Source organism: Ensifer sp. ENS10 (assembly GCF_014852025.1).
Taxonomy (GTDB): domain Bacteria; phylum Pseudomonadota; class Alphaproteobacteria; order Rhizobiales; family Rhizobiaceae; genus Ensifer.
In genome coordinates this window covers 920,955-946,054 of sequence record NZ_JACVAS010000002.1, presented here as the reverse complement: position 1 = coordinate 946,054, position 25,100 = coordinate 920,955, and the positions used below count along the sequence as shown (strand labels likewise).

Annotated in this window: 24 protein-coding genes and 1 riboswitch; of the genes, 12 read left to right on the top strand and 12 right to left on the bottom strand. The window is 62.8% G+C overall.

All coding sequences use genetic code 11. The features are described from left to right. Positions 1 to 38 precede the first annotated feature (38 nt). From IB265_RS11525 to IB265_RS11515, 3 genes are all read right to left on the bottom strand, one after another. Complete coding sequence (locus IB265_RS11525) at positions 39 to 836, bottom strand: CbtA family protein (RefSeq protein WP_057253217.1); 798 nt, start codon at positions 834 to 836, stop codon at positions 39 to 41. 195 nt (positions 837 to 1,031) lie between these two features. Next, positions 1,032 to 1,208: a CbtB-domain containing protein gene (locus tag IB265_RS11520; protein ID WP_057253219.1), complete on the bottom strand. Its 177-nt coding sequence runs from the start codon at positions 1,206 to 1,208 to the stop codon at positions 1,032 to 1,034. Positions 1,209 to 1,249: 41 nt separating this feature from the next. After that, positions 1,250 to 1,513: riboswitch (cobalamin riboswitch) on the bottom strand. Next, complete coding sequence (locus tag IB265_RS11515; protein ID WP_057253221.1) at positions 1,512 to 2,204, bottom strand: TetR/AcrR family transcriptional regulator; 693 nt, start codon at positions 2,202 to 2,204, stop codon at positions 1,512 to 1,514. (Overlaps the previous riboswitch by 2 nt.) A 103-nt stretch (positions 2,205 to 2,307) precedes the next feature. On the opposite strand from IB265_RS11515, the gene IB265_RS11510 reads away from it, so the two are divergent. Both IB265_RS11510 and IB265_RS11505 read left to right on the top strand, forming a co-directional pair. Continuing rightward, the gene (locus tag IB265_RS11510) at positions 2,308 to 3,138 is read left to right on the top strand and encodes an NAD(P)H-binding protein (RefSeq protein ID WP_057253223.1); all 831 of its coding nucleotides are present in this window, start codon (positions 2,308 to 2,310) and stop codon (positions 3,136 to 3,138) included. Then, positions 3,135 to 3,614, top strand: coding sequence for a DUF1772 domain-containing protein (locus IB265_RS11505; RefSeq protein ID WP_057253225.1), 480 nt, complete (start codon positions 3,135 to 3,137; stop codon positions 3,612 to 3,614). Before IB265_RS11510 ends, IB265_RS11505 begins: the two co-directional genes overlap by 4 nt. A 68-nt stretch (positions 3,615 to 3,682) precedes the next feature. On the opposite strand, the gene IB265_RS11500 is transcribed toward IB265_RS11505, so the two are convergent. The 5 genes from IB265_RS11500 to IB265_RS11480 all read right to left on the bottom strand — a co-directional run bounded on the left by IB265_RS11500 (position 3,683) and on the right by IB265_RS11480 (position 7,028). Continuing rightward, a complete protein-coding gene (locus IB265_RS11500; protein WP_057253227.1) occupies positions 3,683 to 3,934 on the bottom strand; it encodes an SRPBCC domain-containing protein in 252 nt (83 codons plus the stop codon). Between the two features lie 300 nt (positions 3,935 to 4,234). Further along, complete coding sequence (locus IB265_RS11495; RefSeq protein ID WP_192494790.1) at positions 4,235 to 5,404, bottom strand: IS110 family transposase; 1,170 nt, start codon at positions 5,402 to 5,404, stop codon at positions 4,235 to 4,237. A 63-nt stretch (positions 5,405 to 5,467) separates the two neighbouring features. After that, positions 5,468 to 5,803: a hypothetical protein gene (locus tag IB265_RS11490; protein WP_192494789.1), complete on the bottom strand. Its 336-nt coding sequence runs from the start codon at positions 5,801 to 5,803 to the stop codon at positions 5,468 to 5,470. Next, the gene (locus tag IB265_RS11485) at positions 5,800 to 6,162 is read right to left on the bottom strand and encodes a helix-turn-helix transcriptional regulator (RefSeq protein WP_057254352.1); all 363 of its coding nucleotides are present in this window, start codon (positions 6,160 to 6,162) and stop codon (positions 5,800 to 5,802) included. The genes IB265_RS11490 and IB265_RS11485 overlap by 4 nt, the downstream gene beginning before the upstream one ends. 50 nt (positions 6,163 to 6,212) lie before the next feature. Next, on the bottom strand, positions 6,213 to 7,028 hold the full coding sequence (locus IB265_RS11480; RefSeq protein WP_057253234.1) for a crotonase/enoyl-CoA hydratase family protein: 816 nt from the start codon (positions 7,026 to 7,028) through the stop codon (positions 6,213 to 6,215). Between the two features lie 83 nt (positions 7,029 to 7,111). On the opposite strand from IB265_RS11480, the gene IB265_RS11475 reads away from it, so the two are divergent. Together IB265_RS11475 and IB265_RS11470 are read left to right on the top strand one after the other, a co-directional pair. Further along, entirely contained in the window at positions 7,112 to 7,726 is a 615-nt protein-coding gene (locus IB265_RS11475; protein WP_192494788.1) for a TetR/AcrR family transcriptional regulator, read from the top strand. Positions 7,727 to 7,849: 123 nt separating this feature from the next. After that, entirely contained in the window at positions 7,850 to 8,200 is a 351-nt protein-coding gene (locus tag IB265_RS11470; protein ID WP_057253238.1) for a VOC family protein, read from the top strand. A 138-nt stretch (positions 8,201 to 8,338) separates the two neighbouring features. Here IB265_RS11470 and IB265_RS11465 read toward each other — a convergent pair whose 3' ends face one another. After that, positions 8,339 to 9,622 (bottom strand): cystathionine gamma-synthase family protein, encoded by a 1,284-nt coding sequence (locus IB265_RS11465; protein ID WP_057253241.1) that lies wholly within the window; start codon positions 9,620 to 9,622, stop codon positions 8,339 to 8,341. 126 nt (positions 9,623 to 9,748) lie between these two features. Here IB265_RS11465 and IB265_RS11460 point away from each other — a divergent pair, with 126 nt between their 5' ends. From IB265_RS11460 to IB265_RS11450, 3 genes are all read left to right on the top strand, one after another. Next, positions 9,749 to 10,207: an Lrp/AsnC family transcriptional regulator gene (locus IB265_RS11460; RefSeq protein ID WP_057253242.1), complete on the top strand. Its 459-nt coding sequence runs from the start codon at positions 9,749 to 9,751 to the stop codon at positions 10,205 to 10,207. Positions 10,208 to 10,434: 227 nt separating this feature from the next. Then, positions 10,435 to 11,724 carry a mechanosensitive ion channel family protein gene (locus IB265_RS11455; protein ID WP_057253244.1) on the top strand — a complete coding sequence of 430 codons (1,290 nt, stop codon included), beginning with the start codon at positions 10,435 to 10,437 and terminating at the stop codon, positions 11,722 to 11,724. 146 nt (positions 11,725 to 11,870) lie between these two features. Then, complete coding sequence (locus IB265_RS11450; protein ID WP_057253246.1) at positions 11,871 to 13,556, top strand: alpha/beta-hydrolase family protein; 1,686 nt, start codon at positions 11,871 to 11,873, stop codon at positions 13,554 to 13,556. Between the two features lie 59 nt (positions 13,557 to 13,615). Here IB265_RS11450 and IB265_RS11445 read toward each other — a convergent pair whose 3' ends face one another. Next, a complete protein-coding gene (locus tag IB265_RS11445; protein ID WP_057253248.1) occupies positions 13,616 to 14,485 on the bottom strand; it encodes a LysR family transcriptional regulator in 870 nt (289 codons plus the stop codon). A gap of 125 nt (positions 14,486 to 14,610) precedes the next feature. Here IB265_RS11445 and IB265_RS11440 point away from each other — a divergent pair, with 125 nt between their 5' ends. The 4 genes from IB265_RS11440 (at position 14,611) to IB265_RS11425 (ending at position 23,150) form a co-directional block, all read left to right on the top strand. Next, positions 14,611 to 17,058, top strand: a complete 2,448-nt coding sequence (locus tag IB265_RS11440; protein WP_057253250.1) for an FAD-dependent oxidoreductase — start codon at positions 14,611 to 14,613, stop codon at positions 17,056 to 17,058. Then, positions 17,055 to 19,502: an FAD-dependent oxidoreductase gene (locus IB265_RS11435; RefSeq protein ID WP_112996852.1), complete on the top strand. Its 2,448-nt coding sequence runs from the start codon at positions 17,055 to 17,057 to the stop codon at positions 19,500 to 19,502. Before IB265_RS11440 ends, IB265_RS11435 begins: the two co-directional genes overlap by 4 nt. Before the next feature lie 331 nt (positions 19,503 to 19,833). Continuing rightward, on the top strand, positions 19,834 to 21,378 hold the full coding sequence (locus IB265_RS11430; protein ID WP_057253255.1) for a trimethylamine methyltransferase family protein: 1,545 nt from the start codon (positions 19,834 to 19,836) through the stop codon (positions 21,376 to 21,378). Between the two features lie 539 nt (positions 21,379 to 21,917). Further along, entirely contained in the window at positions 21,918 to 23,150 is a 1,233-nt protein-coding gene (locus tag IB265_RS11425) for an aromatic ring-hydroxylating dioxygenase subunit alpha (protein ID WP_057253257.1), read from the top strand. Between the two features lie 42 nt (positions 23,151 to 23,192). Here the strand turns inward: IB265_RS11425 and IB265_RS11420 are convergent, their stop codons facing one another. Further along, positions 23,193 to 23,636 carry an Lrp/AsnC family transcriptional regulator gene (locus IB265_RS11420; RefSeq protein ID WP_093234395.1) on the bottom strand — a complete coding sequence of 148 codons (444 nt, stop codon included), beginning with the start codon at positions 23,634 to 23,636 and terminating at the stop codon, positions 23,193 to 23,195. Positions 23,637 to 23,750: 114 nt separating this feature from the next. Between IB265_RS11420 and IB265_RS11415 the strand changes: the two genes are divergently transcribed. Continuing rightward, positions 23,751 to 24,335: a cysteine hydrolase family protein gene (locus IB265_RS11415; protein ID WP_058321558.1), complete on the top strand. Its 585-nt coding sequence runs from the start codon at positions 23,751 to 23,753 to the stop codon at positions 24,333 to 24,335. A 117-nt stretch (positions 24,336 to 24,452) separates the two neighbouring features. Here IB265_RS11415 and IB265_RS11410 read toward each other — a convergent pair whose 3' ends face one another. Beyond that, positions 24,453 to 24,977: a DUF3426 domain-containing protein gene (locus IB265_RS11410; RefSeq protein WP_057253261.1), complete on the bottom strand. Its 525-nt coding sequence runs from the start codon at positions 24,975 to 24,977 to the stop codon at positions 24,453 to 24,455. Between the last annotated feature and the right edge of the window lie 123 nt (positions 24,978 to 25,100).

Below are 25,100 nucleotides of genomic sequence, written 5' to 3'. Positions count from 1 at the left end.
TTTGTTCAGGTGCCCATGGGGGGGCGTGATCGGCCGGATCAGTTTGCTCTCGCGAAACGCTCGTTGATGAAGCCGGAGACGACGCCAAGCACGATCCAGAAGGCGAGCGTGGTGGCGAGTGCGGCAACCGCAAACTCGGCGCCGAGCACGGCCGGAACGTTGCTCGTAATATCGACCGGCTGCGGCGCGCCGTAGACGTGCGGCGCGGCGATCAACGCGAGGCCGACGACCTTGGACACGATTTCTTCGCGCAGGACGACGAGATAGAGACCGACTGCGGAGAGGGCGACGGTCGCCAGCCACCAGGTTTGGCGGTCGCCGAGTTCGGCGGCCGGGAAACCCGGCAGTTCCGGCGGCAGGCCGATTGCCGGCAGCATGTGCACGGCAAGCCAGCCGCAGGCGCCCCAGAGCGCGCCGTTCCTAAGCGTGATCGGGTAGCCGATCACCAGGCTGACGCCGGCCAGGAGCAGGCCGAAGCCGGAGCCGGTGACGAGGTTGGCAATGAGTGTGCCGGAGAACCGGCTCATACCGAACATGATGCCGCCTTCCTCGTGTTCGCCCTCATGCGCATAGGCTGGCGTGATCGGCGACAGGGCATCGAGCATGGCGGAAAGCGGTGAGACCGCCTTCAGCGACGAATGCTGGTCATGGCCCTCGGCGGCGGGTTGCGTCGTTCCAGGCTGTGCAGCGGGCTGTTCGGTTGCGGCCGGAGCCTCGCCTTCGAATTCCTCCGCATGCAGGATCAGCGGGGTTACCCGAAATTCCTGGGCGCCGGTCATGAAGACACCGGCAATCAGTCCAGCCACGATCGCGGCCAGAAGCGTTCTGACAATCATCTTGAAGTCCCTCGATAACGGCAAAAGCCACGCGCTGCGGCGTGGTTTGCAAGCCTTCCCGTTCTGCCATGCGGATGGCCGTTGCGCGCCGGACGAAACCGGCATGCACAAACACCGACATCCGGCACAGGCCGGATGCGTTCATGTCCGCAGACACTTCGATGCGGAACGTGAGTTACGTTCCGGAACATCGTCTTAGTGGCAGGGGAAGCCGTAGGAGTGGCGGGTGTCGTGCGCGGTGTCGTGCAGCACGGCCGAATTGGCAAGGCCGGCACCGAAGACGAGGAATGCGCCGATGAAAAGCGCGATGACGCCAGCGGTCAGACGATCGCTGAGGGAGAGCGGAATGCTCGAAACAGTAGACGTAGCCATGACAACCTCCGTGATGGCATCGGGAAATTCCCGGTGTGGGCCCTATGCCCGTATCGAGTGGCAGGTTTCCTGGCTCACGGCGCTGGGCGGGAAGCCCTGGATCAGCCTCGCCTTCCCAGATCGACCACCCTCTCGTGGTCTCTTCCAGTGGCTTCTTCCGGATCGCTCCGGAATGGCAGATCGACGTCGCTCTACAGTCGCGGGGTCGGCCGTGATGTGAATGCCCAGCATGGGTCCATCCGTCACGTTCCCGTTTACTCCCGAAACACGTTCGTGTCCCGGGAACCAATCGATCTCTGATGATTAGGATCGCACCCCTAATATGTCAATTGGACTTGCGCCGCCGCCCGGTCCATCCGCGACAAAATCGCGGATGATCATGCGTTTATAGGCCTCGACGATGCGGTCGCCCTCGGCGCGATCGACCGACACCGCAAGCCGCATGGTGCAATCGCCGAGATGCATGATCAGGAAAGCGGCACTGTCGATGGTTTCGCGCGGGGTTTCGGGCACAAGCCGGGCCCAGACATCGGCAAGCAGTTTTCCGCCGGCGCGGCTTTGCAGAAGATCGATCTCGCGCAGCGCCTTGTCGGCCTGCATTGCCGACCAGATGTCGCGCATGACGGGCTCGGCCAGAAACATGTCGTAGTAGATGTCGAACAGCACGCAGAAGGCGTCGCGCAGTTCTGCGAGCGATGTGACCTTGGCAAGCTCGGCCGCGATGCACTCGTTGCACATGGCATTGTAGCGCTCGGCCAGCGTGCGCACGATCGCCGCCTTGTCGGGGAAGTACTGGTAGAGCGATCCGATCGAAATTCCAGCCTTTTCAGCAACTTCGCTCATGCGCATGGCGTCGCTGCCCTTTTCCTGAATGAGCGCCGTCGCGCAGGCTAGGATCTGTTCGACGCGCTCGCGGCTGCGTTTCTGGCTGGGTGTCCGGCGCAGGGCGGTTTCGTCTTCGGCGGGAACCGCGGATGGGCTTGTTTCTGAAATCATGAGTGATGCTCACATTTTGGCTTGACTCTTAAAATACGAGGATTTATCACATTTGCAAATGTGAGAGATGCTCATGTTTGTTGATGAACCTTAGGAGGAAACGATGTCTCAGAAAGTCACACTGGTTTTGGGCGGTACCGGCAAGACGGGGCGGCGGGTGGCTGAGCGCCTTCAAGAGCGGGGTGTTGCGGTGCGCATCGGCGCCCGCTCGGCATCACCGTCCTTTGACTGGACGGACGAGGCGACCTGGGCGCCTGTGCTCGAAAATGTCGATCGCATCTATGTCTGCTACCAGCCCGATCTGGCGGTGCCCGGCTCTGTTGAGACCATCCGCAAGTTCGCAAGCCTTGCCGTGGGCGCCGGCATCAGGCGGCTGGTGCTCTTGTCGGGGCGCGGCGAGGACGAGGCGGAAGCGGCCGAGCGCGAATTGCAGGCCTCCGGCGCTGACTGGACGATCGTTCGGGGGAGCTGGTTCTTCGAAAACTTCAACGAAGGCTTCCTGGCCGAGGGGGTCTCAAGCGGTTCGGTCTTCCTGCCCGTGGATACAGTCACCGAGCCTTTCGTCAGCTGCGACGACATCGCTGACGTCGCGGTTGAAGCGCTTCTCGACGATGATCATGTCGGCAAGGTCTATTCTCTGACCGGCCCGCGGCTGATGACCTTTGCTGAAGCCGTGGCCGAGATCGCTGCCGCGGCCAAACGCCCGATCTCCTATCAGGCCGTGCCGGTTGGCGACTTCGCCGCGCAATTGCAGGCTGACGGTGTGCCTGATGACTATGTCGAACTCATCCGCTATCTCTTCACCTCGGTGCTCGACGGGCGCAATTCGAGTGTGACGTCTGACGTCGAGCGCGTGCTTGGGCGGCGGCCGCGCGACTTTGCAACCTACGCCCGCGAGACCGCAGCAACTGGTGTCTGGAGTATTGCCGCATGATCCCGCTGATCCCCGCTCTGGCGTTTGCCGCCGCGATCGGTTCCGGCCTGATGGCCGGGTTGTTCTTCATCTTTTCGGTCTGCATCATGCAAGCCTTGTCGCGGCTGCCGCCGGAGCAGGGGATCGCCGCGATGAACGCCATCAACGTCGTCATCCAGAACCCGATCTTCCTCAGCGCCTTCATGGGCACGGCGCTGCTTGGCCTGGCGCTGATTGTCGTCGCGTTCATTTCGGGCGGCGAGGGCCGATGGCTGCTGGCCGCGGGCGGCCTGGTCTATGTCGTCGGCGTGCTTCTGGTGACGATCGTCTTCAACGTGCCGATGAACGACGCGCTTGCGGCCGCTGCACCCGGGCAGGCCGCGACCGATCTGTGGCTTGGGCGCTATCTCACCGATTGGGTCTGGTGGAACCACGTGCGCACCTTCGCCTCGATCGGTTCGCTGGCGCTCTTCATCCTCGGTTTCGCCCGCACGTGACAAAAAGCACCGGCAAGGCGGTCAATCCTTGCCGGTGCACCCTTCTGAGGTCTCGTCACCTCGGGCGGTCAGCGCTTGGGGATGCGCGCGTCGTACTGCTGTTCAAGCTCAGCAAACTTGCTCCAGAAGGCTGCAGGCTGCTCTCCTTCCAAAAGGTCGCGCAACAGGTCGAGATGCACGTGCCAGCCGGCGGAGAAGCTCGTCATGATGCCGCGGTTGGCGATCCGGGTATGGGTGACGATCAGCAGCACCTTGTCGCCGCGCGGGCTGAGTTCGAAGCGGACCTCGGAGGGCGTATCCGTGCCTTCGTCCCAGCTCACATGAGGATTTTGACGTCAAGATCGATCATCAATACATAGCGTTCTTTCTCCCATTTCTTGCAAACCCGTGGTCTGAGCCAGCATGCATGAGCCGGCGCGCATCCGTCGCCGGATCCAACTCACATTCGGTCGCCGTTATGTTCGACAGCACCACTATCCCGCTTGCGTAGCGGCAAGGCTCAGGAGAACGGAACCATTCTATAGGGCGGCATTTTAAGCCAAACTGCGACGAGGTTCGTTCACCGGATCCACCAGGATTGATCAGCCCTGGTGGATTTCTGGATTCGCTAAGGGCCGCCGTTAGGCGGTCTTCATCACAACGCCTTCAATGGTGACGCCTGCGGTAACGTATCTCCAAAGTGCGATCAGCAGTTTGCGCGCTAGTGCGACGATCGCGGTTTTCTTCAAACGTCCACCATTTGACTGGACCCGATCCACAAACCAGCGGCTGAGCACCGATCCCGGCTGGTTGCGCAGCCATAACCAGGCCAGCTGAATCATTGTCGTGCGCAATCGGGGATTGCCTGTTTTGGAAATGCCTTGTTCCTGATCGATGGTTCCGCTCTGCCAAGGGGTGGGTGCTAAGCCTGCGTAGGCAGCCACCTGTCGCCGATTGTCGAAATGCCGGTATAGCCCCTCGCTCCAGAGAATGGTGGCAAACTCAGCTCCAACACCCCTGATGGCCAGCAGCATTGCCGCCGGTGTTCCATGCGCAGAGCCTTCATGTACAGATAGCAAGGAATTCCGCTCGCTCTCCACCGCAGCGATCTGTTCAAGCAACAACTCAAGCCGATCGAGTTCACGCATTATTTGTGACTTGATATGCACCGGCAACGCGCGTCCGTCTCCGGTCTGGAGATCTTCGAGCCGATTGCGCCGGTTCTTATGCAGAGGTTCGTACCCGCTGACACCCTGGGCGAAGAGCAACCCCTTGATGCGGTTGACATGCCTCACCCGTTCCGCAATGAGCACTTTGCGCTCCCGGCAGATGCGGCGCCGATCTTCATCCTCGTGACTCGGCGCCTTTACCATCGCGCATACCCGCGGCTCACCGCGCTTGAACGCGAGGAGTGCCCGGACCAGTGCTTGGCCATCAATCCTGTCGGTCTTTGCGCGCCGGCGCCGACGTGACGTCGCGATCGATGCCGCGTCGACAACGTAGCTCTCGATCCCGCTTGCTTCCAACACACGGTGTATCCAAAAACCGTCCAACCCCGCCTCCTGAATCGTGACGATCGGAAACGTTCTTCCCGTTCGCAGCCGCGCCTTTTCCTGTATCTGGGCAAACCGAAGCCGCAGCTCGGGAATGTCGCCACTGTCAATTGAGTGTTTTGACATTTTCTCACCGCTGCCTGGAGACAGCGAAGTGATGAGCCAGCTCGATCGGCTCAATTCCAAAGACACAAAAATTGCGCCAAGATCGGTGCGGATGGCGGTCGGCGTTTCTGAGTGAACGGACGTAGTTCTCATAACCTACTCCTCCTGAGCGAGCGCTTTGATGCAGCCTCACTCTGCCAGAGCGCCGGCCGCTGTTCACTCCTCATGGGATCTATAGGCGAGCAGGCGCGGTGGCTCCCAGGCGAGCACATGCCCGTGCTTGCGAACCTCGCCGGCGTGATCGGCGTATTTTTTCGGCGGTCGATCATCCTCTGTCGTCAGTTCCGAATGGCGGAAGACGTGTTCGACCGCTGCACCCTCGGAAGAGCCGATCGTTCCCGATGCCATCCAGAGCCGGCGCTTGTTTTCCTCTGTCAGATAGGACCAGACCCGCTCGATCGGGCCGGGAAGCAGGCGTTCGATGCGCACCGCATCGGGGGCGATGACGCGGCCGTAGTCGGCGCTGGCAAAGGCTGTGGCAGGCGATGTCATGGCTTTTCCTCCGTATCGTTTTGAACAGTTGCGTCGTCGGCGAGCAGCAGCGCCTCAAGTGCGTCAATGCGCGTTCGCCAGAAGGCTTCGTAGTGGCGCATCCACTCCATACCTGCATGCATCGGCGCTGCATCGAGGCGGCATACATGCGTGCGACCTTTCACTTCGCGGCGCACGAGACCTGCTCCTTCCAGCACCTTGATGTGCTTCGATGCCGCGGCCAGCGAGATCGAGAAGGGGGCCGCAAGCTCGCCGACCAGTCTCTCGCCTTGCGAAAGGTTCTGGAGCATGGCGCGGCGCGTCGGATCCGAAAGCGCGTGGAACACGGCATCGAGATGTTCGTTCTGATATTCAACCATGTTGTTGAATATCACTTCGATTGCGAAGATTGTCAACCGTTTGGTTGAATTTAGTAGTGGCGCGAGAAGGAACCGTCGCGCGGCGGGTCGTCGTGGACGTGCCGTCGCTTCCAGGCGGCGAGCGCATCGGAGAGATCGTCGGTCGGCACCATCTGGGCGAACTGTTCGCTTTCCACCAGCAGCCCCTCTGCGATCGACATGTTGAGGCCGCGGGTGACGGCGGTGATGATCGAGCGGACGGCAAGCGGGGAATAGCCCATGATGCGGCTGGCCAGGTCGCGGGCGGCGGGCATCAGCTCCTCATGGGCGACGACGTGATTGACGAGCCCGATATCCCTAGCGCGTTCCGGCGAAAAATCCTCACCCGTCAACAGCAATTCGAGTGCGCGCTTGCGGCCGGCAAGCCGCGGCAGGCGCTGGGTGCCGCCGAAGGTCGGCGGCATGCCGAGCTTGATCTCCGGCTTGGCGAAGCGCGCCCGGTCACTGGCGATCGCCAGATGCACAGCCTCGGTGATCTCGCAGCCGCCGCCCAAGGCGATGCCGTTGACCGCGGCGATGACCGGCTTCGGAAAGGCTTCGAGCCGCGCCGTCAGAAGCTGGCCGCGGCGGACGAAATCGCGCACAGCCGGGTTTACGCCCGCAGCCACGCTTTCGGAGAACTCGTTGATATCGCCGCCGGCGGAGAAGGCGCGGTCGCCGGCGCCGGTGATGATCACCGCGCCGACAGCGTCGTTCACTTCGATCGTGTCGAGAAGGACCATGAGCCAGTCGATCAGCTCATAGTTCAGCGCGTTGAGTTTCTCCGGGCGGTTGAGGGTGAAGAGGGCGATCCCCTCGGAAATCTGCATCAGTACGGTCTTGGACATGGTCGCTCTCCGGCTAGGGTTGACGGGGAGAGGCTAGGTGAGTGAAGATGCCATGTATATTCACTAGTCGGTATACTTGAGCGATGGCGAAGGCAGAGAAATCGACCCGGGATGTGATCGTCGAAGCGGCGGAAAAGCTCTTCTATGCGGAGGGTATCCGCGCCGTCAGCGTCGATGCCGTGGCGGAAGCGGCGGGGGTGACCAAACGCACGCTCTACTACCATTTCGAAAGCAAGGACGAACTGATCGCCGCCTATCTCGAAGGCCGCGACCAGCCCAATCTCAAGCTCTTCCGGAAGTGGTTCGACACGGCCGAAGGGGAACTGGCCGACAAGGTCGAGGCGATCTTCTTCAACCTGGCGCGGGCGGCACGTCACCCGAAGTGGAAGGGCTGCGGTTTCCTGCGCACTTCGGCGGAACTGGCCAACATGCCGGGCCATCCGGCAATCCGCATCGGTGCAGCCCACAAGAAGAAGTTTGAGGCGTGGATGGCCGAGACCTTTATCGAAGCCGGCATTGCCGAGCCGATCATGCTGGCGAAGCAGATCCTGCTTCTGCTCGACGGCAGCTTCGCCGTGGTGCTGCTGCACCGGGATGCCAGCTATATGGAAACGGCAGGCAAGGCGGCGGCGACACTGGTGCGCGTGGCGCTTGCCGGTGCGGGCCTGCGACCTCAGGCGGCGGTTGCTACACCCTGAGGCTGTCCGACGATTCCCTCTTCAATCAGGCACGTTTGGAAGGCAGTATGGCCGCATCGCCGTGAAAACCGACACCTGTGAGCGCAGAGCGCGCTCCGTTGCTCGCCGGATAAGGAAGAACCAATGACTGTCTTGCGTATCGTCTCCAATCTCCACGCCCCGGACCCACAGATGGCACAAGCCTTTTACGGCGACTTGTTGGAGCTCGACGTGGTGATGGATCATGGATGGATCCGGACCTTTGCGGCCAAGGGTGCTGCGGCGATGCCGCAACTGAGCGTCGCCAGCGAAGGCGGCAACAATACACCCGTGCCGGTGCTTTCGATCGAAGTGGACGACGTCGATCGAATTTACGCGCGCGCCAAGGCGGCAGGCGTGGAGATTGTCTACGACATCACCAACGAGCCCTGGGGCGTGCGCCGTTTCTTCATGCGCGACCCCTTCGGCAACATCATCAACATTCTGTCGCACTAGAGCAATTCCGGGAAAAGTGTGAAACGGTTTTCCGTCCGGAATTGCGTTATTTCAAAGACTTAGATCTTTTCACTGTTTCGGCGAAACAATGAAATGATCTAGGAGGCCGCCGGCTCGACCGGCGGCCGCGATATCGTGTCAGGCGACCGACAGGGCGTTTGAAAGATCGGCGACGAGATCATCCGGATGCTCGATACCGATCGACAGGCGGATGGTCGATTCCAGCACGCCGATGCGGTGGCGCACCTCGATCGGCACGCCGGAATGGGTCATGGCCGCCGGGTGGCTGGCGAGCGATTCCGTGCCGCCGAGGCTGACGGCGAGCTTGAAGATCTGCAGCGCATTGAGGAAGCGGAATGCCGCGTCCTGGCCACCCGTGATGTCGAAGGAGAAGGTTGATCCGGCGCCGGTGCACTGCGCCCTGAAGGTGCGGCCAACCGGCGAATCCTCGTCATGGAAGGGCAGGTAGTGGATGCGCTCGACCTTCGGGTGCTCGCGCAGGAACTCGGCGACGACGCGGGCATTGTCGTCGGCCTTCTGCATGCGCACCGACAGCGTTTCCAGCGAACGGCCGAGCATCCAGCAGGAATGCGGATCGAGTTGGGTGCCGATCGCGCCGCGCAGCGCCTTTACCTGCTTCATGACAGCCTTCGAACCGAGAGCCGCACCGGCGATGAGGTCGGAATGGCCGCCGACATATTTGGTCAGTGAATAGAGCGAGATGTCGGCGCCGTGTTCGATCGGCCGCTGGAAGACCGGGCCGAGCAGCGTGTTGTCGCAGGCGACCACAGGGGTATGACCCTGCTTCTTGCCGATCTGATCGGCGACGCGGCGGATCATGGCAACATCGACGAGGCTGTTCGTCGGGTTTGCTGGTGTTTCTACGAGAATCACCGAGACGCGGCCCTTCGCCATCGCCTCTTCGGCGGCGGCGCTGACGGCTGCTTCATTGACTCCATCGGCAAAGCCGACGGCCGCAACACCAAGATTGAGGAAGGTTCTGGCAAGCAGCGTCTCGGTGCCGCCATAGAGCGGCTGGCTGTGCAGCACCGCGTCTCCGGGCTTGACGAAAGCGAGCAGGGTGGTGGCGATCGCCGACATGCCCGACGAGAACAGCGCGCAGCTCTCGGTGCGCTCGTAGACGGCGAGGCGGTCCTCGACGATCTCGCTGTTCGGATGGTTGAAGCGCGAATAGACGAGACCGGCGCCGACACCCGCTGGCGGTTCCTTCCGACCGGAAACGAAATCGAAGAAATCGCGGCCTTCTTCGGCTGAGCGGAAGACGAAGGTCGAGGTCAGGAACACCGGCGGCTTGACGGCGCCCTCGGACAGTTCCGGATCGTAGCCATAGTTCAGCATCTGCGTTTCGGGATGCAGCTTGTGGTTTCCGATGTGGGTCTTGGAAGGATGCGGTGCGGTCATGACTTGTCTCCTGAAGGGAAGCGGACTCGACTAACTGGCAAATTATATCAGATGCTTGGACCGATCCTTGCTATTTCCGGCCCGATGTCTTTGAGTTGCGCAAAGAATTGGCTGAGTTGGAAAGATATGGCGCAGAAAATTGCCGACGAGACGGATCGCAGGATTTTGAAGGAGCTGGTGGCGGACGCGCGCCTCACCAACAACGAACTTGCCGAGCGCGTGGGGCTCTCGGCTTCGCCCTGTCTCCGCCGCCTGCGGCGGCTGGAGGAGACCGGTGTGATCCGCGGCTATACGGCGCTGATCGATCCGTCGATCGACGGCTGGACGATGACCGCAATCGCCACCGTCAGGCTCAGCCGCCAGCACGAGGACGAGATCGTGATGTTCGAGGAGGCGGTGCGCGGCTGGGACGAGGTGCTCGAATGCCATCTGGTGACCGGCTCGCGCGACTATGTGCTGAAGGTGATGAGCGCCGGGCTCGAGCACTACGAGCGCTTCATCAAGGAAAAGATTGCGCGGCTAAAATGCGTCGCCTCGATCGAAACGAGCTTCGTCATGAACACGATCAAGGAGCGGCGGATCTAGCGTCCACCCGGCAATAATCCTTTGAAGACGCTCGATTTTCTCCGGTCCTGCCACGATTTTGTAGGTGCGGCGGATCTTGCGAGGCATCCGAATTCAAGGGGGATCGACGCACCGGCTTCGGGTGGCGGCATTGAAAGTGTCAAGGATGCCCTAGATTCAAAGGATTAGGGCGTCCCCCCCCAAAAAAAAACGCTCGGTCGGACGCCTGGTTCTCTCGGAGAGAGACGATGGATTTCGCAGAAGCGTTCGACGCCGTCGCTTCCTCGTCGCGGACGGTCCTTTTGAACGAGTGGACGTATTATCAGATCGCCATCATCGTTGCCGGCTACCTGATCTGCGGCGCGCTGGCAAAGCGGATAGAGCCGCTGGTCGAAGCCCGCGCCCGCCTGATCAAGGGCAATCCGGACCTGCTGCGCGTCATCATCGCCTTCATGCGGCGGCTGCGCTGGCTTTTCCTGATCGTGTGGCTCTGGATCGCCGATGGGATGATATTGCGTTTCGGTTGGCCGTCGTATCGCTGGCTGGTGGCGACTGCGCTGACCCTGACGGCCGCCTGGTTCGTGATTTCCGTGCTCACCCGCATCATCCGCAACCAGACGCTGGCGCGCGTCACCGCCGTCGTGGGCTGGATCTATTTTGCGCTTTATGCGGTCGGGCTGGACCGGGTGATCCTGACGACCCTTGATGGCGTTGCCGTCAACCTCGGTGCCGTTCGTCTGTCGCTGCTGCTCGTCCTGAAGGCTGTCGTGCTTTCGTCCGCGCTGATCTGGCTTGCCGTGCTGTTGGGCAACGTCTCGGCGCACTGGATCCAGCGGTCGGCAGAACTCACGCCGTCCTTCAAGGTGCTGATAAGCAAATTGGTCAAGATCGTGCTGATCGGCTTTGCCGGTGCGATCGCGCTGTCCGCGACCGGTATCGACCTGACCGCGCTGACGGTCTTTTCCGGGGCGGTCGGCGTCGGCATCGGCTTTGGTTTGCAGAAGGTGGTCTCCAACTTCATTTCCGGCATCATCATCCTGCTCGACAAATCCATCAAACCGGGCGACACGATCACGCTTGGGGATACCTTCGGTTCCGTGCGCGACCTGCGTTCCCGCTTCGTCTCCGTCATCACCAGGGACGGCAAGGAATACCTCATTCCGAACGAGGACTTCATTTCGCAGCAGGTCGTGAACTGGTCGTTCTCCAGCGACTTCGTCCGCATCGAGGTCAGTTTCGGCACTTCCTATGACAGCGATCCGCACGAGGTGGCGCGCATTGCCATCGCGGCTGCCAAATCGATCCCACGGGTTGCGAGCGGCCACGCGGAGCCGGTCTGCTGGATGACCGGCTTCGGCGCATCGTCACTCGATTTCAAGCTCAGGTTCTGGATCTCCGATCCGAGCAACGGGCTGACCAACATTCGCGGCCAGGTGATGATGGCGCTGTGGGACGCCTTCAAGGTGGCCGGTATTTCGATCCCGTTCCCGCACCGCGAAATCATCATGAAGACACCGATCGAGGTGACCCGGGCGTGAGGGGTGCGACCGTCAGAGTCCAGCTTGCGTCCGTGCGTCTTCCGGTTGCGGCAATTGACTGGACACGTCGGGGAAGCGACATTGCCGGCGGCGGAACGGCCTATGGTCTTCCGGTGACAGTGTCAGCATGAGTGGGGCCCGACGCCATGGAACATCTTCAACAGACGCCGCTGTCGAGGTTGCCGGTGCCACGGTTTCTCTTGACGCTGCTCGCATCGTTTTCGACCACCGGGCTGATCGCCGGCGTCTTCTTCTTTGCCATGTCGCTGACGCCGAGCCTCATCCCGCGTCCCTATGTGGTGCAGGCGGTCATCTCCGGCCTGTCGCTTGGCGCCGGCTACGCGATCGGCGTGCTGCTGCGTTGGGTCTGGTCCTTGCTTGACCTGCCGGAGATACGCGGACGCACCGGCTTCATCGTGAAGATGGCCGCCGCCCTCGGCTGCATCGCCGTTGCGCTCACCTTCCTCTGGCGCACCGCCTACTGGCAGAACACGGTGCGTGAGATCATGGGGCTCGCTCCGGTCGAGAGCGCCGAACCCTTCAAGCTCGGGCTGATCGCGGCGCTTGTCTTCGTCGCCATCGTGCTTTTGGCGCGGCTGTTCCGGCTGACCTTCCGGTTTCTCACCCGTCGTTTCGAGCATGTGCTGACGCGGCCGCTGGCGAAGGTCGCCGGCGTGATTGCGGCGCTGGCCCTCTTTTGGTCGGCCGCCGATGGCGTCATCTTCCGCTTCGCGCTGCATGCGGCCGACAGCTCGTTCCAGCGGCTCGACGCGTTGATCGACCCCGACTTAGCCCCACCCACCGATCCCTTGAAGACGGGCAGCAGGGCGTCGCTGATGACCTGGGACGAGCTCGGCCGCCAGGGACGCCAGTTCATCGCCTCCGGACCGGCGGCAAAGGACATCGGCGCCTTCTTCGGCGGCGAGGCGAAGGAGCCCTTGCGCGTCTATGCCGGCCTCAATTCGGCTGAAACCGCCAAGGAACGTGCGAAGCTGGCGCTGGAGGAACTGAAACGCGTCGGCGGTTTCGAACGCGCCAATCTTCTGATCGTGGTGCCGACCGGCACCGGCTGGATCGACCCGCCCGGTCTCGATTCGCTCGAATATCTCCTGAAGGGCGATGTCGCCAGCGTCGCGGTGCAGTACTCCTACCTCACGAGCTGGCTGTCGCTGCTGGTCGAGCCGGAATACGGCGCCGAGACTGCGGATGCGCTGTTCGATGCGGTCTATGGCTACTGGACGACGCTGCCGAAGGACAAGCGGCCGAGGCTCTATCTCTATGGCCTAAGCCTCGGTTCGATGAACTCGCAAGGCTCGGTCGATCCCTTCGACATCATCAGCGATCCGTTCGAGGGCGCGCTCTGGGTCGGCTCGCCGTTCCCGACCAAGACCTGGCTGCAGATAACGAGAAATCGCAATCCCGGCTCACCCGAATGGCGGCCGCTCTATCGCGACGGTTCGGTGATCCGCTTCACCAACCAGGAAAACGCGCTTGAAATTCCGGGGGCTCGCTGGGGCAATGTCCGCATCGTCTACCTGCAATATGCTAGCGACCCGATCACCTTCTTCGATCCCCATTCCTTCTACCGCGAGCCGGACTGGATGAAGGCGCCGCGCGGTGCGGACGTCTCGCCGGCGCTCCGGTGGTTCCCGGTCGTCACCATGTTCCAGCTGCTCGCCGACATGGCGCTCGCGACGACTTCGCCGATCGGCTACGGCCATGTCTACGCACCCGAGCACTATATCGACGCCTGGATGCAGGTGGTGGCGCCGCCAGGCGTGACCGAGGCGGATGCCGAGCGGCTGAAGGGGCAACTCAAGGGCCGTTACTAGGTCTTTGAAACGACGCACCTCCGGCCGGAAAACCGCTTCACACTTTTCCTGGAATTGCTTTAAGGCCCGCTCGGAACAGGCAACGTCGAGAGCAGCGCGCCCATGGCGCCGATGATCTTGCGGTGCTGGTGCGCGTGGCGTGTTCGAAGGCTCGTTGCGGCATAGACGGTCTGGGCGATGGCCGGCGCATCCTGCACCCGATCGGCAAATCCGTCCGCGGCGAGCCGCTCCGCAGTTGCCGCCGTCACATAGGCCGCGCCGCCAAGGGCGGCGAGCAGCCGGGTGATCGCCATGTTCTGGCCGGCCGAAAGCAGGGCTGCGGAAAGGTGCGGCAGGGCCAGCCGGTGGGCACGGTCGAAGGTCGGCGAATAGCTTGCGCGGATATAGTTCTCGGAGCGGACCTCGGCCAGTTCGCGCGCCTCGGTGCTGACCAGCACGTAATGCAGATCGCCGATCCGTTCGTAATAGAGATCGGGCAGGTAGTGGGGCGTGTAGAGGATCGCAAGATCGAGGTCGCCGGCGCCGAGGTCTCGGTTCATCTGGTTGGAATAATCGGCCTCCATATAGACCTCGGTGGCGGGCAAGTCCTGCCGAATTGCCGCCATCCATTCGCCGGCGAAGGCCTCGGCCAGGTCGTGCTGGATACCGAGGCGCATGGAGCGCTCCAGCGCACCGGCGCTGGTGACCGCGCGTGTTGCCTCATGCCACTGGTTTTGCAGCGCTTTTGCATAGTCGAGGAAGCGCAGGCCGGCGGCGGTCGGCACCGTTCCGCCCTTGTTGCGGGTAAAGAGCTTGCGGTTGAACTGGGCTTCGAGCGCCTTGACCCTATGAGAGACGGTCGACTGGGTGATGTTCAGCCGCTCGGCGGTGCGGTTGAAGGAGCGGCTTTCCATCAGGTCGAGAAAGGTTTCGATCAGTTCCACCTGCATGCCATGCGCTCCCCTTTGCAATCGCTTCAATCTAATCGAATTTGTCGATCAATAAAGCCTGTTTCCGTCGCTTGATGGCGCACTGCTTCCCCGGCAAGAATTCCGCCAAAACGAGGGAACAGTTGATGTCGAATTTGCCGTCGCACGCACGGGTCGTGATCATCGGTGGGGGAGCGATCGGCGCTTCCTCGCTCTACCATCTTGCCAAGGCCGGCTGGACCGATTGCGTGCTTCTGGAAAAGAACGAGCTGACGGCGGGCTCGACCTGGCATGCGGCCGGCAACGTGCCGACGTTTTCGTCCTCCTGGTCGATCATGAACATGCAGCGCTACTCGGCATCGCTCTATCGCGACCTCGGCGCACTCGTCGATTATCCGATGAACTATCACGTCACTGGCTCAATCCGGCTCGGCCACTCCAAGGAGCGCCTCCAGGAGTTCAAGCGCGTCGTCGGCATGGGTCGCTACCAGGGCATGGATCTCGATATCCTGTCGCCCGACGAGATGCGCGCCCGCTACCCTTTCCTCGAAACGCACGAGCTGACCGGCGCGCTCTACGATCCCTATGACGGTGACATCGACCCGGCGCAGCTGACGCAGGCGCTCGCCAAGGGCGCGCGCGACATGGGCGCAAAAATCATCCGCTTCTGTCCCGTCACGGCGGCGCGCCGAGAGAACGACGAATGGGTGATCACCACACCGCAGGGCGAAATCCGCTGCGAATACGTCGTCAACGCCGCCGGCTACTATGCCCGCGAGGTCGGCAAGATGTTCGGCCGCGACGTGCCGATGATGGTGATGAGCCATCAGTATATCCTGTTCGACGAGATCCCGGAGCTTGCCGCCTGGTCGAAGGAGGCGGGCCACAAGCTGCCGCTTCTTCGCGACGTCGACAGCTCCTACTATCTCCGCCAGGAGAAGAACGGCATGAACCTCGGGCCCTATGAGCGCAACTGCCGCGCCCATTGGATAACGCCTGACGATCCGATGCCAGAGGATTTCTCCTTCCAGCTCTTCCCCGACGATCTCGATCGGCTGGAATGGTACCTGAACGACGCCGTCGAACGCGTACCGATCCTCGGCACGGCCGGGCTGTCGCGGATCATCAACGGCCCGATCCCCTATGCACCCGACGGCAACCCGCTGATCGGCCCAATGCCGGGCGTGCCCAATGCGTTTGAGGCTTGCGTCTTTACCTTCGGCATCTGTCAGGCCGGCGGCGCCGGCAAGGTACTGGCCGAATGGATCACCGAGGGCCAGACGGAGTGGGACATGTGGTCCTGCGACCCACGCCGTTGCACCGACTATACCGACCAGGACTATTGTATCGCCAAGGGCATGGAGATCTACGGCCACGAGTACGCGATGCATTTCCCGAAACACTATTGGGCGGCGGGCCGCGGCAAGAAGTTGTCACCGATCCACGACCGGATCCAGGCACTCGGTGCGCAGTTCAAGCCCTATAACGGCTGGGAGCGCGCCATGTGGTACGCCAAACCCGGCGACGACACCTCTGAAGGTGCGACGCAGACCTGGGGTCGCGCGGGGCCGTGGGCGAAGCGCATCGAGGAGGAGTGTCTGGCCGTGCGCGATGCCGCCGGCATTCTCGATTTGCCGGGCTTCTCGCGCTTCCGGGTGAAGGGCGAGGGGGCGACCGCGTGGCTTTCGGGCCTCATCACCGGGCGCGTGCCGAAGCCGGGTCGTATCGGCCTTGCCTATTTCGCGGACGACAAGGGCCGGATCGTCACCGAAATGTCGGTCATGATGATTGACGAGGACTTCTTCTTCCTGATCACCGCCGCAACGGCGCAGTGGCACGATTTCGAGTGGCTGACGAAGCACCGGCCGGCCAATGCCGCCTTCACCATCGACGATGTCACCAAGTCCTTCTCCTGCCAGATCCTGACCGGGCCGAAGTCGCGCGCGATCCTCGCCGAGGTCAGCGATGCTGATCTCGCCAAGGGCTGGCTGACGCACCAGACCGCTCAGATCGCCGGCCGCTATTGCCAGCTGGTGCGTGTCTCCTTCGCCGGCGAGCTCGGCTGGGAAATCCACACCAAGGTGGAGGATACGGCCGTCATCTTCGACGCCGTCTGGGCGGCCGGTCAGAAGCATGGCCTCAAACCCTTCGGCATGGAGGCGCTCGACAGCCTGCGCATCGAGAAGGGCTATCGCGCCTGGAAGGGCGATCTTTCGACCGACTACACCATCCTGCAGGGCGGGCTCGAGCGCTTCGTCGACTGGGGCAAGCCCGGCTTCAAGGGCAAGGCGGCGTTGGAGCGCGAAAAGCAGCAGGGCGTGAGCAAGCGCTTCGTCACCCTGACGGTCGCCGCCGACGGCTGCGACGCGCCTTACATGTCGACGCTCTGGTCCGATGGTCAGGTGGTCGGCGAGACGACCTCGGGCAATTGGGGCTACCGGGTCGGCAAGTCGATCGCGCTTGGCATGCTGCGCGCTGATCTTGCCGTGCCCGGCAAGGAAATCGAGGTCGAGATCTTCGGCGACCGCTTCAAGGCGACGGTCGAGGCGGACCAGCCGCTCTGGGATCCCTCCAATGAAAGACTGCGCGCATGACCAAGCCCATTCCCTCGAAAGCCCGTGCGGTCATCATCGGCGGCGGCGTTTCCGGCTGTTCCGTCGCCTATCATCTCGCCAAGCTCGGCTGGACCGACGTGGTGCTGCTCGAGCGCAAGCAGCTGACCTCGGGCACGACCTGGCATGCGGCCGGCCTTATCGGCCAGCTGCGCGCGTCGCAAAACATGACGCGGCTGGCGAAATATTCCGCCGATCTTTACGTCAAGCTCGAGGCCGAGACCGGCATTTCCACCGGCATGCGCCAGAACGGCTCGATCACGGTGGCGCTGACGGAGGAACGCAAGGAGGAAATCTATCGCCAGGCGTCATTGGCGCGCGCCTTCAATGTCGACGTGCGCGAGATCACGCCTGATGAAGTGAAGGCGATGTATCCGCACCTCAACACTTCGGACGTGAAGGCGGCGGTGCATCTGCCGCTCGATGGCCAATGCGATCCGGCCAACATCGCCATGGCGCTGGCCAAGGGGGCGCGGCAGAACGGCGCGACGATCATCGAGGGCGTCAAGGTGACGGCCGTGCTGAAGAAGGACGGCCGGGTCACCGGCGTCACTTGCGAGCAGAACGGCGAGACCTACACAATCGAGACGGATCATGTCGTCAACTGCGCCGGCATGTGGGGCCGGGAGTTCGCGCGGCAATCCGGCGTCACCGTGCCGCTGCACGCCTGCGAGCATTTCTACATCGTCACCGAGGCGATCCCGGAGCTCAAGCGCCTGCCAGTGCTGCGCGTGCCGGACGAGTGCACCTATTACAAGGAGGATGCCGGCAAGATGCTGATCGGCGCCTTCGAGCTCAAGGCCAAGCCCTGGGGCATGGACGGCATCCGCGAGGATTTCTGCTTCGACCAGCTGCCTGACGATTTCGACCACTTCGCGCCGATCCTGGAGATGGCGGTCAACCGCATGCCGATGCTGGAAACGGCGGGCATCCACACCTTCTTCAACGGCCCCGAAAGCTTCACGCCCGACGACCGCTACTATCTCGGCGAAGCGCCCGAAGTGAAGGGCTATTGGGTGGCAGCCGGCTACAATTCGATCGGCATCGTCTCCTCCGGCGGCGCCGGCATGGCGCTCGCCCAATGGATGAACGACGGCGAGCCGCCCTTCGATCTCTGGGAAGTGGATATCCGCCGGGCGCAGCCGTTCCAGAAGAACCGCGCCTATCTCAAGGATCGCGTCTCGGAGACGCTCGGCCTGCTCTATGCCGATCACTTCCCCTATCGCCAGATGGCGACGGCGCGCGGCGTGCGGCGTTCGCCGCTGCACGAACACCTGAAAGCGCGCGGCGCCGTGTTCGGCGAAGTCGCGGGATGGGAGCGCGCCAATTGGTTTGCAAATGACGGTCAGGAGCGCGAATACCGCTATTCCTGGAAGCGGCAGAATTGGTTCGAGAACCAGAAGGCCGAGCATCTCGCCGTGCGCAACGGCGTCGGCCTGTTCGACATGACCTCGTTCGGCAAGATCCGGGTGGAGGGGCGCGATGCGCTTTCCTTCCTGCAGCGGCTCTGCGCCAACGAGATGAACGTCGAGCCCGGCCGCATCGTTTACACCCAGATGCTGAACGCCCGCGGCGGCATCGAAAGCGATCTGACGGTGACGCGTCTTTCGGAAACCGCCTTCCTGCTGGTCGTGCCGGGCGCCACGCTGCAGCGCGACCTTGCCTGGCTGCGCAAACATCTCGCCGATGAATTTGTCGTCATCACCGATGTCGGCGCCGGCGAAAGCGTGCTCTGCGTCATGGGGCCGAAGGCGCGCGAGCTGATGCAGAAGGTGAGCCCCAACGATTTTTCGAATGCCGCCCATCCCTTCGGCACGGCACGCGAGATCGAGGTCGGCATGGGCCTCGCCCGTGCGCACCGCGTTACCTATGTCGGCGAGCTCGGCTGGGAGCTCTATGTCTCGACCGACCAGACGGCGCACGTGTTTGAGGCGCTGGAGGAGGCGGGGCAGGATCTGGGGCTCAAGCTCTGCGGCATCCATACGCTCGACAGCTGCCGGATTGAGAAGGCGTTCCGCCATTTCGGCCACGACATCACCGACGAGGACCATGTGCTCGAAGCCGGTCTCGGCTTTGCGGTCAAAGCCGACAAGGGCGAATTCATCGGTCGGGAAGCGGTGCTTGCCAAGCACAATCGCGGTCTTTCACGCCGACTGGTGCAGTTCCGTCTCGCCGATCCGGAGCCGCTGCTCTTCCACAACGAGGCGATCGTTCGCGATGGCAAGATCGTCGGAACGATCACATCAGGCAATTACGGCCACCACCTCGGCGGCGCCATCGGCCTCGGCTACGTGCCCTCGGAAGGCGAGAGCGCAGACGACGTGCTCGGCTCGCGCTTCGAGATCGAGATCGCCGGGACGCGGGTCGCGGCCGAGGCGTCGCTGAAGCCGATGTACGACCCGCGGGCGGAGCGGGTGCGGATGTAGGTGAGGCGTTTGGGCGTCGGGCATCGTGTTCGGTGCTTGAGGACTGCCCCTCATCCGCCTGCCGGCACCTTCTCCCGTTCTGACGGGGAGAAGGGACGCGTGGCGCCGGACTCGTTCCCTCTCTCCGCAGGCGGGGAAAGGGGCAGGGGACGGACGAGGCGGGCGCAGAAGACAGATAATCCTCTTCCTCATGAACGGTGAGGAGGGGAACGAGCGGGATCAGCATGTCCCTTCTCCCTGTCAAAACGGGGAGAAGGTGCCGGCAGGCGGATGAGGGGCTTTAATCTCACCGCGCGAATGAGGGGGCAAGCTGCCCCATTGGGAGATGATGATGGCTGACGATTGTGCAGTTGCGGCTTCGAGACGGTCCGGCGGGCGGGCGGCGCGGGTGGCGCTGCGTTCGGCGCCGCTGGCCGAAAACATCCGGCCGGTGCGGCCCGGCCTTTCCGGCGGGCAATACAAGCCGCTGACCGATGCCGGCGTGAAGCGCATCCATGAGGCGGCGCTCGATGCGCTCGAACAGATCGGGCTCGCCAACGCGCCGAAATCGGGCATCGAGATCATGACCGCCGCAGGCGCCATTCTCGGCGACGATGGGCGCATCCGCTTCCCGCGTGCCCTGGTCGAGGACATGCTGGCGATCGCCGCGCGCGACATCACGCTTCATGCCCGCGATCCGAAGCAGGATCTCGAACTCAGCGGCACCCGCGTCTATTACGGCACGGCCGGTGCTGCGGTGCATATCGTCGACGTCGAGAAACGCGAATATCGCGAGTCCACCGCCAAGGACCTATTGAACGCCGCACAGCTCGTCCATCACCTCGACAACGTGCACTTCTTCCAGCGCGCCATGGTCTGTCGCGATGTAGCCGACAACTTCCTGATGGACGTCAACACGCTCTATGCCTGCTGCGCCGGCACTACCAAGCACGTAGGCACCAGCTTTTCCGATCCTTCGCATGTCGATGGTTGCTTCGATCTCATCCACATGATCGCCGGCGGCGAGGACAAGTGGCGGGCGCGGCCCTTCGTTTCCAACTCGAACTGCTTCGTCGTGCCGCCGATGAAGTTTGCCGAGGAAAGCTGCATCACCATGGAAAAGTGCATCCGCGCCGGGATGCCGATCCTCTTACTTTCGGCCGGCCAGGCGGGTGCGACCGCACCGGCGCCGCTGGCAACCGCGATTGTCCAGGCGGTCGCCGAATGCCTGGCGGGCGTCGTCTATGTCAACGCCATGTCGCCCGGCCATCCCGCAGTCTTCGGCACCTGGCCGTTCGTCTCGGATCTACGCACCGGGGCGATGTCCGGCGGCTCCGGCGAGCAGGCGCTGCTGACGGCCGGCTGCGCGCAGATGCACCAGTTCTACCGCCTGCCCGGTGGGGCCGCTGCCGGCATTGCCGACGCCAAGCTACCGGATATGCAGGCCGGCTGGGAGCAGGCGATCTCCAATGTCATGGCCGGGCTTTCCGGCCTCAACATGGTCTATGAGGCCGTCGGCATGCATGCCTCGCTGCTCGGCTTCTGCCTGGAGTCGCTGGTGCTCGGCGACGATCTGCTCGGCCAGGTGCAGCGCTGCATCCGCGGCATCGACGTGACGGAGGATTCGGTCTCGCTCGAGACCATGCGCTCGGTCTGCCTCGATGGCCCCGGTCACTATCTCGGCCATCCGCAGACGCTTGGGCTGATGCAGACGGAATACATCTATCCGGCGGTCGCCGATCGCACGAGCCCGAAGGAATGGGTCGAGATCGGCCGCCCCGATCTGGTGGCGCGGGCGATCGAGAGGAAAAACCGCATTCTGGCCGAAGCAGCCCCTTCGGTGATCGCGCCGGATATCGATCGGGCGATCAGGGAGAGGTTCCAGATCTTCTGCTGAGTTTAGCTCTCCGCCCCGGTCGCGGGGCGGGGGCAGCGGGGGCCAGGTCTGGCCGATCCGTCATCTACAGATTGCAAGGACTACGTCGAGCTGAGGTGTCGCCGAAGTTCGCGAGCGATGGCGTTTGCATTGGGGACGGAGGCGTAGGTGCTTGAAGCTGCCCCTCGTTCGCGTGGTGGGGGAAGGCGCCCCTCATCCGGCCTGCCGGCCACCTTCTCCCCGTTCTGACGGGGAGAAGGAGACGCCTGGCCAGCCCCAAGCCTCAGGCGGCGAGGCGAGAGGAGGCGGCGCCTTTCGACGTCGCGCTCCAAGAGAGCAGACGAGGGAAGGGAAACGCGCCGCGATGCTGGCGCGGACCTGGGCGGGGCGGATGTCCTGGCGCAAACGGCTACTTTCCCCTCTCCCCGCGCGCGGGGAGAGGGTCAGGGTGAGGGGCGGATCTCGCACCAACGGCAGAGGGCGCGCCATCCGGTGCCCGATGAAATTTACACGCGCGCCGGAACGCGGTCCTTCCGGTCCAATTGTTGGAGTTCAACCCCATGCTCGTTTCGGAGCTCAAGACTACGACTGTCACCGGCGACCGCATCGACCAGTTGATTGCCGCCCATCGTCCCGGCCATGGGTTGGCGCGCGCCTTCTATCTCGACCCGGAGATTTATGAACGCGATCTTGAGCGCCTCTTCCGCCGCCATTGGCACTGCGTGGCGCACGAGAGCGCGATCCCGAACGTCAATGACTTCGAGGTGTTCCGCATGGCCTCCGAGCAGGTGATCGTCACCCGCACGGCCAGTGGCGAGATCCACGCGATGCTCAATGTCTGCCGCCATCGCGGCGCCGAGGTCTGCGCCAAGAAGAAGGGCAATGCCCGCGCCTTCGTCTGCCCTTACCATGCCTGGACCTATGGCAATGACGGCGCGCTGAAGGCGGCGCGGTTGATGCCGAAGGATTTCCGGCGCGAAGACCATGGGCTGAAGAAGCTCCATGTGCGTGTCATCGAAGGGCTGATCTTCATCTCATTCGCCGACCAGCCGCTCGATTTCAGCGATGTCGAGCATCTCCTGCACGCGACCTGCGGGCAATATGGCTGGGGGTCGGCCAAGATCGCCCATCGCCAGACCTATCCGGTCGATGCCAACTGGAAGCTCGCGGTCGAGAACTATGTCGAGTGCTATCACTGCGGTCCGGCGCATCCGGAATATTCCGAAACGCATGCGCTGGAACAGCCGCTGCACATGATCGAGGAACTGAACGCCCGGATGGAGGCGCGCACCTGCGAACTCGGCATCGAGGTCGGCTCCGGCAACCATTGGCAGACATCTGTCACGGGGAAGGAGGCGGTGCACGCCTTCCGCTATCCGCTCTATGACGGCGCCAAGACCGGCAGCAAGGACGGCCAGGCGCTGAGCCGGCTCATGGGGCGTTTCAGCGATTTCGACGGCGGCGTCACCTCGATCCACTTGGGCGGCACCACTTTCCTCGTCTGCTATCCCGATCATGGCATGATCTACCGTTTCATCCCGAAGACGGCGGAGACGTCGGAGATGGAGCTGATCTGGCTGGTCGACGGCAAGGCCGAGGAAGGGTGCGACTACGATCTCGACAGGTTGACCTGGCTGTGGAAGGTGACGACCGAGGAGGACAAGGCGATCATCGAGCACACGTCGCGCGGCGTGCGCTCGCACTATTTCGTGCCGGGTCCGATCGCGCCGATGGAGCATAACGAGCTTCGTTACATCAACTGGTATCTCGACGAGATCAGCCGACCGGTCTGATCCATCTCATCAACCGAGTGGGATCGGCCGAGGCCGTCCCACCTAATCTCTGCGATCGAAATGGGTCCGGAGCGCCACATGCGTCTGCACAGTGGCGATACCCGGGATCAGGGAAATCTGCCGGCGGATCGTGTCGAGGTCGCCGTTCGTAGCGCATTCGACGAGCACCATCAGATCGGTGGAGCCGGCGAGCGACCAGCATGTGACGACCGGCGACATGGCGGAAAGGTGCGGCACGATGTGGTCGCAATTCTTGCTGGACTGGAACGTGATGGCGACCAAGGCCCTGACCGTCGGGTTCTTGTCCTCGACGCCGAGACGGATGGTGTAGCCGGCGACGACGCCCTTGGCTTCGAGGCGCCGCAGACGCTCGTGCACGCCGCTGCGCGAGAGGCCGGCATGTCGGGCGAGCGCCACCAGGCTCTGGCGTGAATCCTGGCGAAGCGCTGCCAGCAGCAGCCGATCCTTGTCGTCGAGTTCCGTCAAATTGTATCTCCTTTTGCGCGAAGTCCGGACGTTTGTCCGGTTTGGCGCCATATTGTCCAGTGAAACCGGACGATAGGACAGATAGCTTCCTTCTCGCAACGAAGGAGCTTTGCCATGAAAATACCAGTCGTGCCCGACAATGCCGTGCTGCTGCCGATCGACATGCAGCAGGCTTTCGACAGCGCCCCCTGGCCGCGCCGATGGAATGCCGATATCGACCGGAACGGTCTCACTCTGCTTGCCGCCTGGCGCGCGGCCGGCCGGCCGGTGATCCATGTCCGCCATGACAGCGTCATGCCGGGCTCGACGCTTGGAGCCGGTGCACCCGGCAATGCCTTCCGGCCCGGCTTCGAGCCGCAGGCCGGCGAACCACTCGTCACCAAGAGCGTCAACGCGGCCTTCATCGGTACCGATCTCGACCTCAGGCTTCGGCGTCTCGGCGTCGATACAGTCGTTACCTTCGGCATCTCGACCGACATGTGTGTCTCCACCTCGGTGCGCGTTGGCGCCAATCTCGGCTACCGCATGATCCTCGTCGAGGATGCGTGCGATTGCTTCGACCAGCCGGATGGAGATGGAACGGTAATCGCGGCCCGGGATGTCCACCGGGCCCATGTCGCGACCTTGCGCGCCGAGTTCGCCGAGGTGACGACGACGGTTGCCTTCGTCGAAGCCCTACGCCGTCCGGACGCCGCCTAGAGTGTCCCACTCTCCTGTCGAATCGCTGAGCGCGCGCTGTTCACAAGCGATTCCTGATAAACTTTGAAGCGGGTTTCCGCCGGAATTGTGTCGCATTCCGGGCATTGCACCCGCTGTTCACCGGTTTGTGCCGCGGACCTCGACGATGTCGGCCGTCCATTTCGGCGCCGTCAGGCTCTGGCCTTCGCGGTTCGGAAAGGTGAGGAAAGTCTCGAACGGCCGGCTCTGGCCGGCCGGCACCCGGGCGAGAATGAGGGCCGCGTCGTCGCCGATCGTCTGGCAGACGTCGTCCGGGCAATCTTCCAGCGTGACGGAGAGGCGGAAATATTCGAGCAGCGTCTGGCCCTTGTTCGTCACCGTGCCACGCAGGCGGAAGCTTCGTCCCGGTTGGCTTTGCTCGAAGGTCAGGCCATCAAGCGCAATGTCGGCGGCGGTCAGGCCCGCGGGCTGCGTCGTCTGGACCGGTTCAGGTGCTGCGGGCTTGCGACCGTCGCGATCGCTGAACCAGATGATGAAGGCGACGAGCAGGCCGACCGCTACGGCAACTGAGAGGATCGGTTCCGCCCATTGGCGAAAACGGCTGAAGCGCGTTGCCAGATACACAACGACAAGACCCAGCGGTAACGCAATCAACCAAAGCATCCGGATCCTCCTCACCGCATCATTCCTTGAATCGGATTCGATGCAAGAGGGAAACCATGCAGCCGATCAAAGCTTTAGACGGTCCTTGCCCTCAAGAGGCAAGGCCGTGACCGCACTTATATA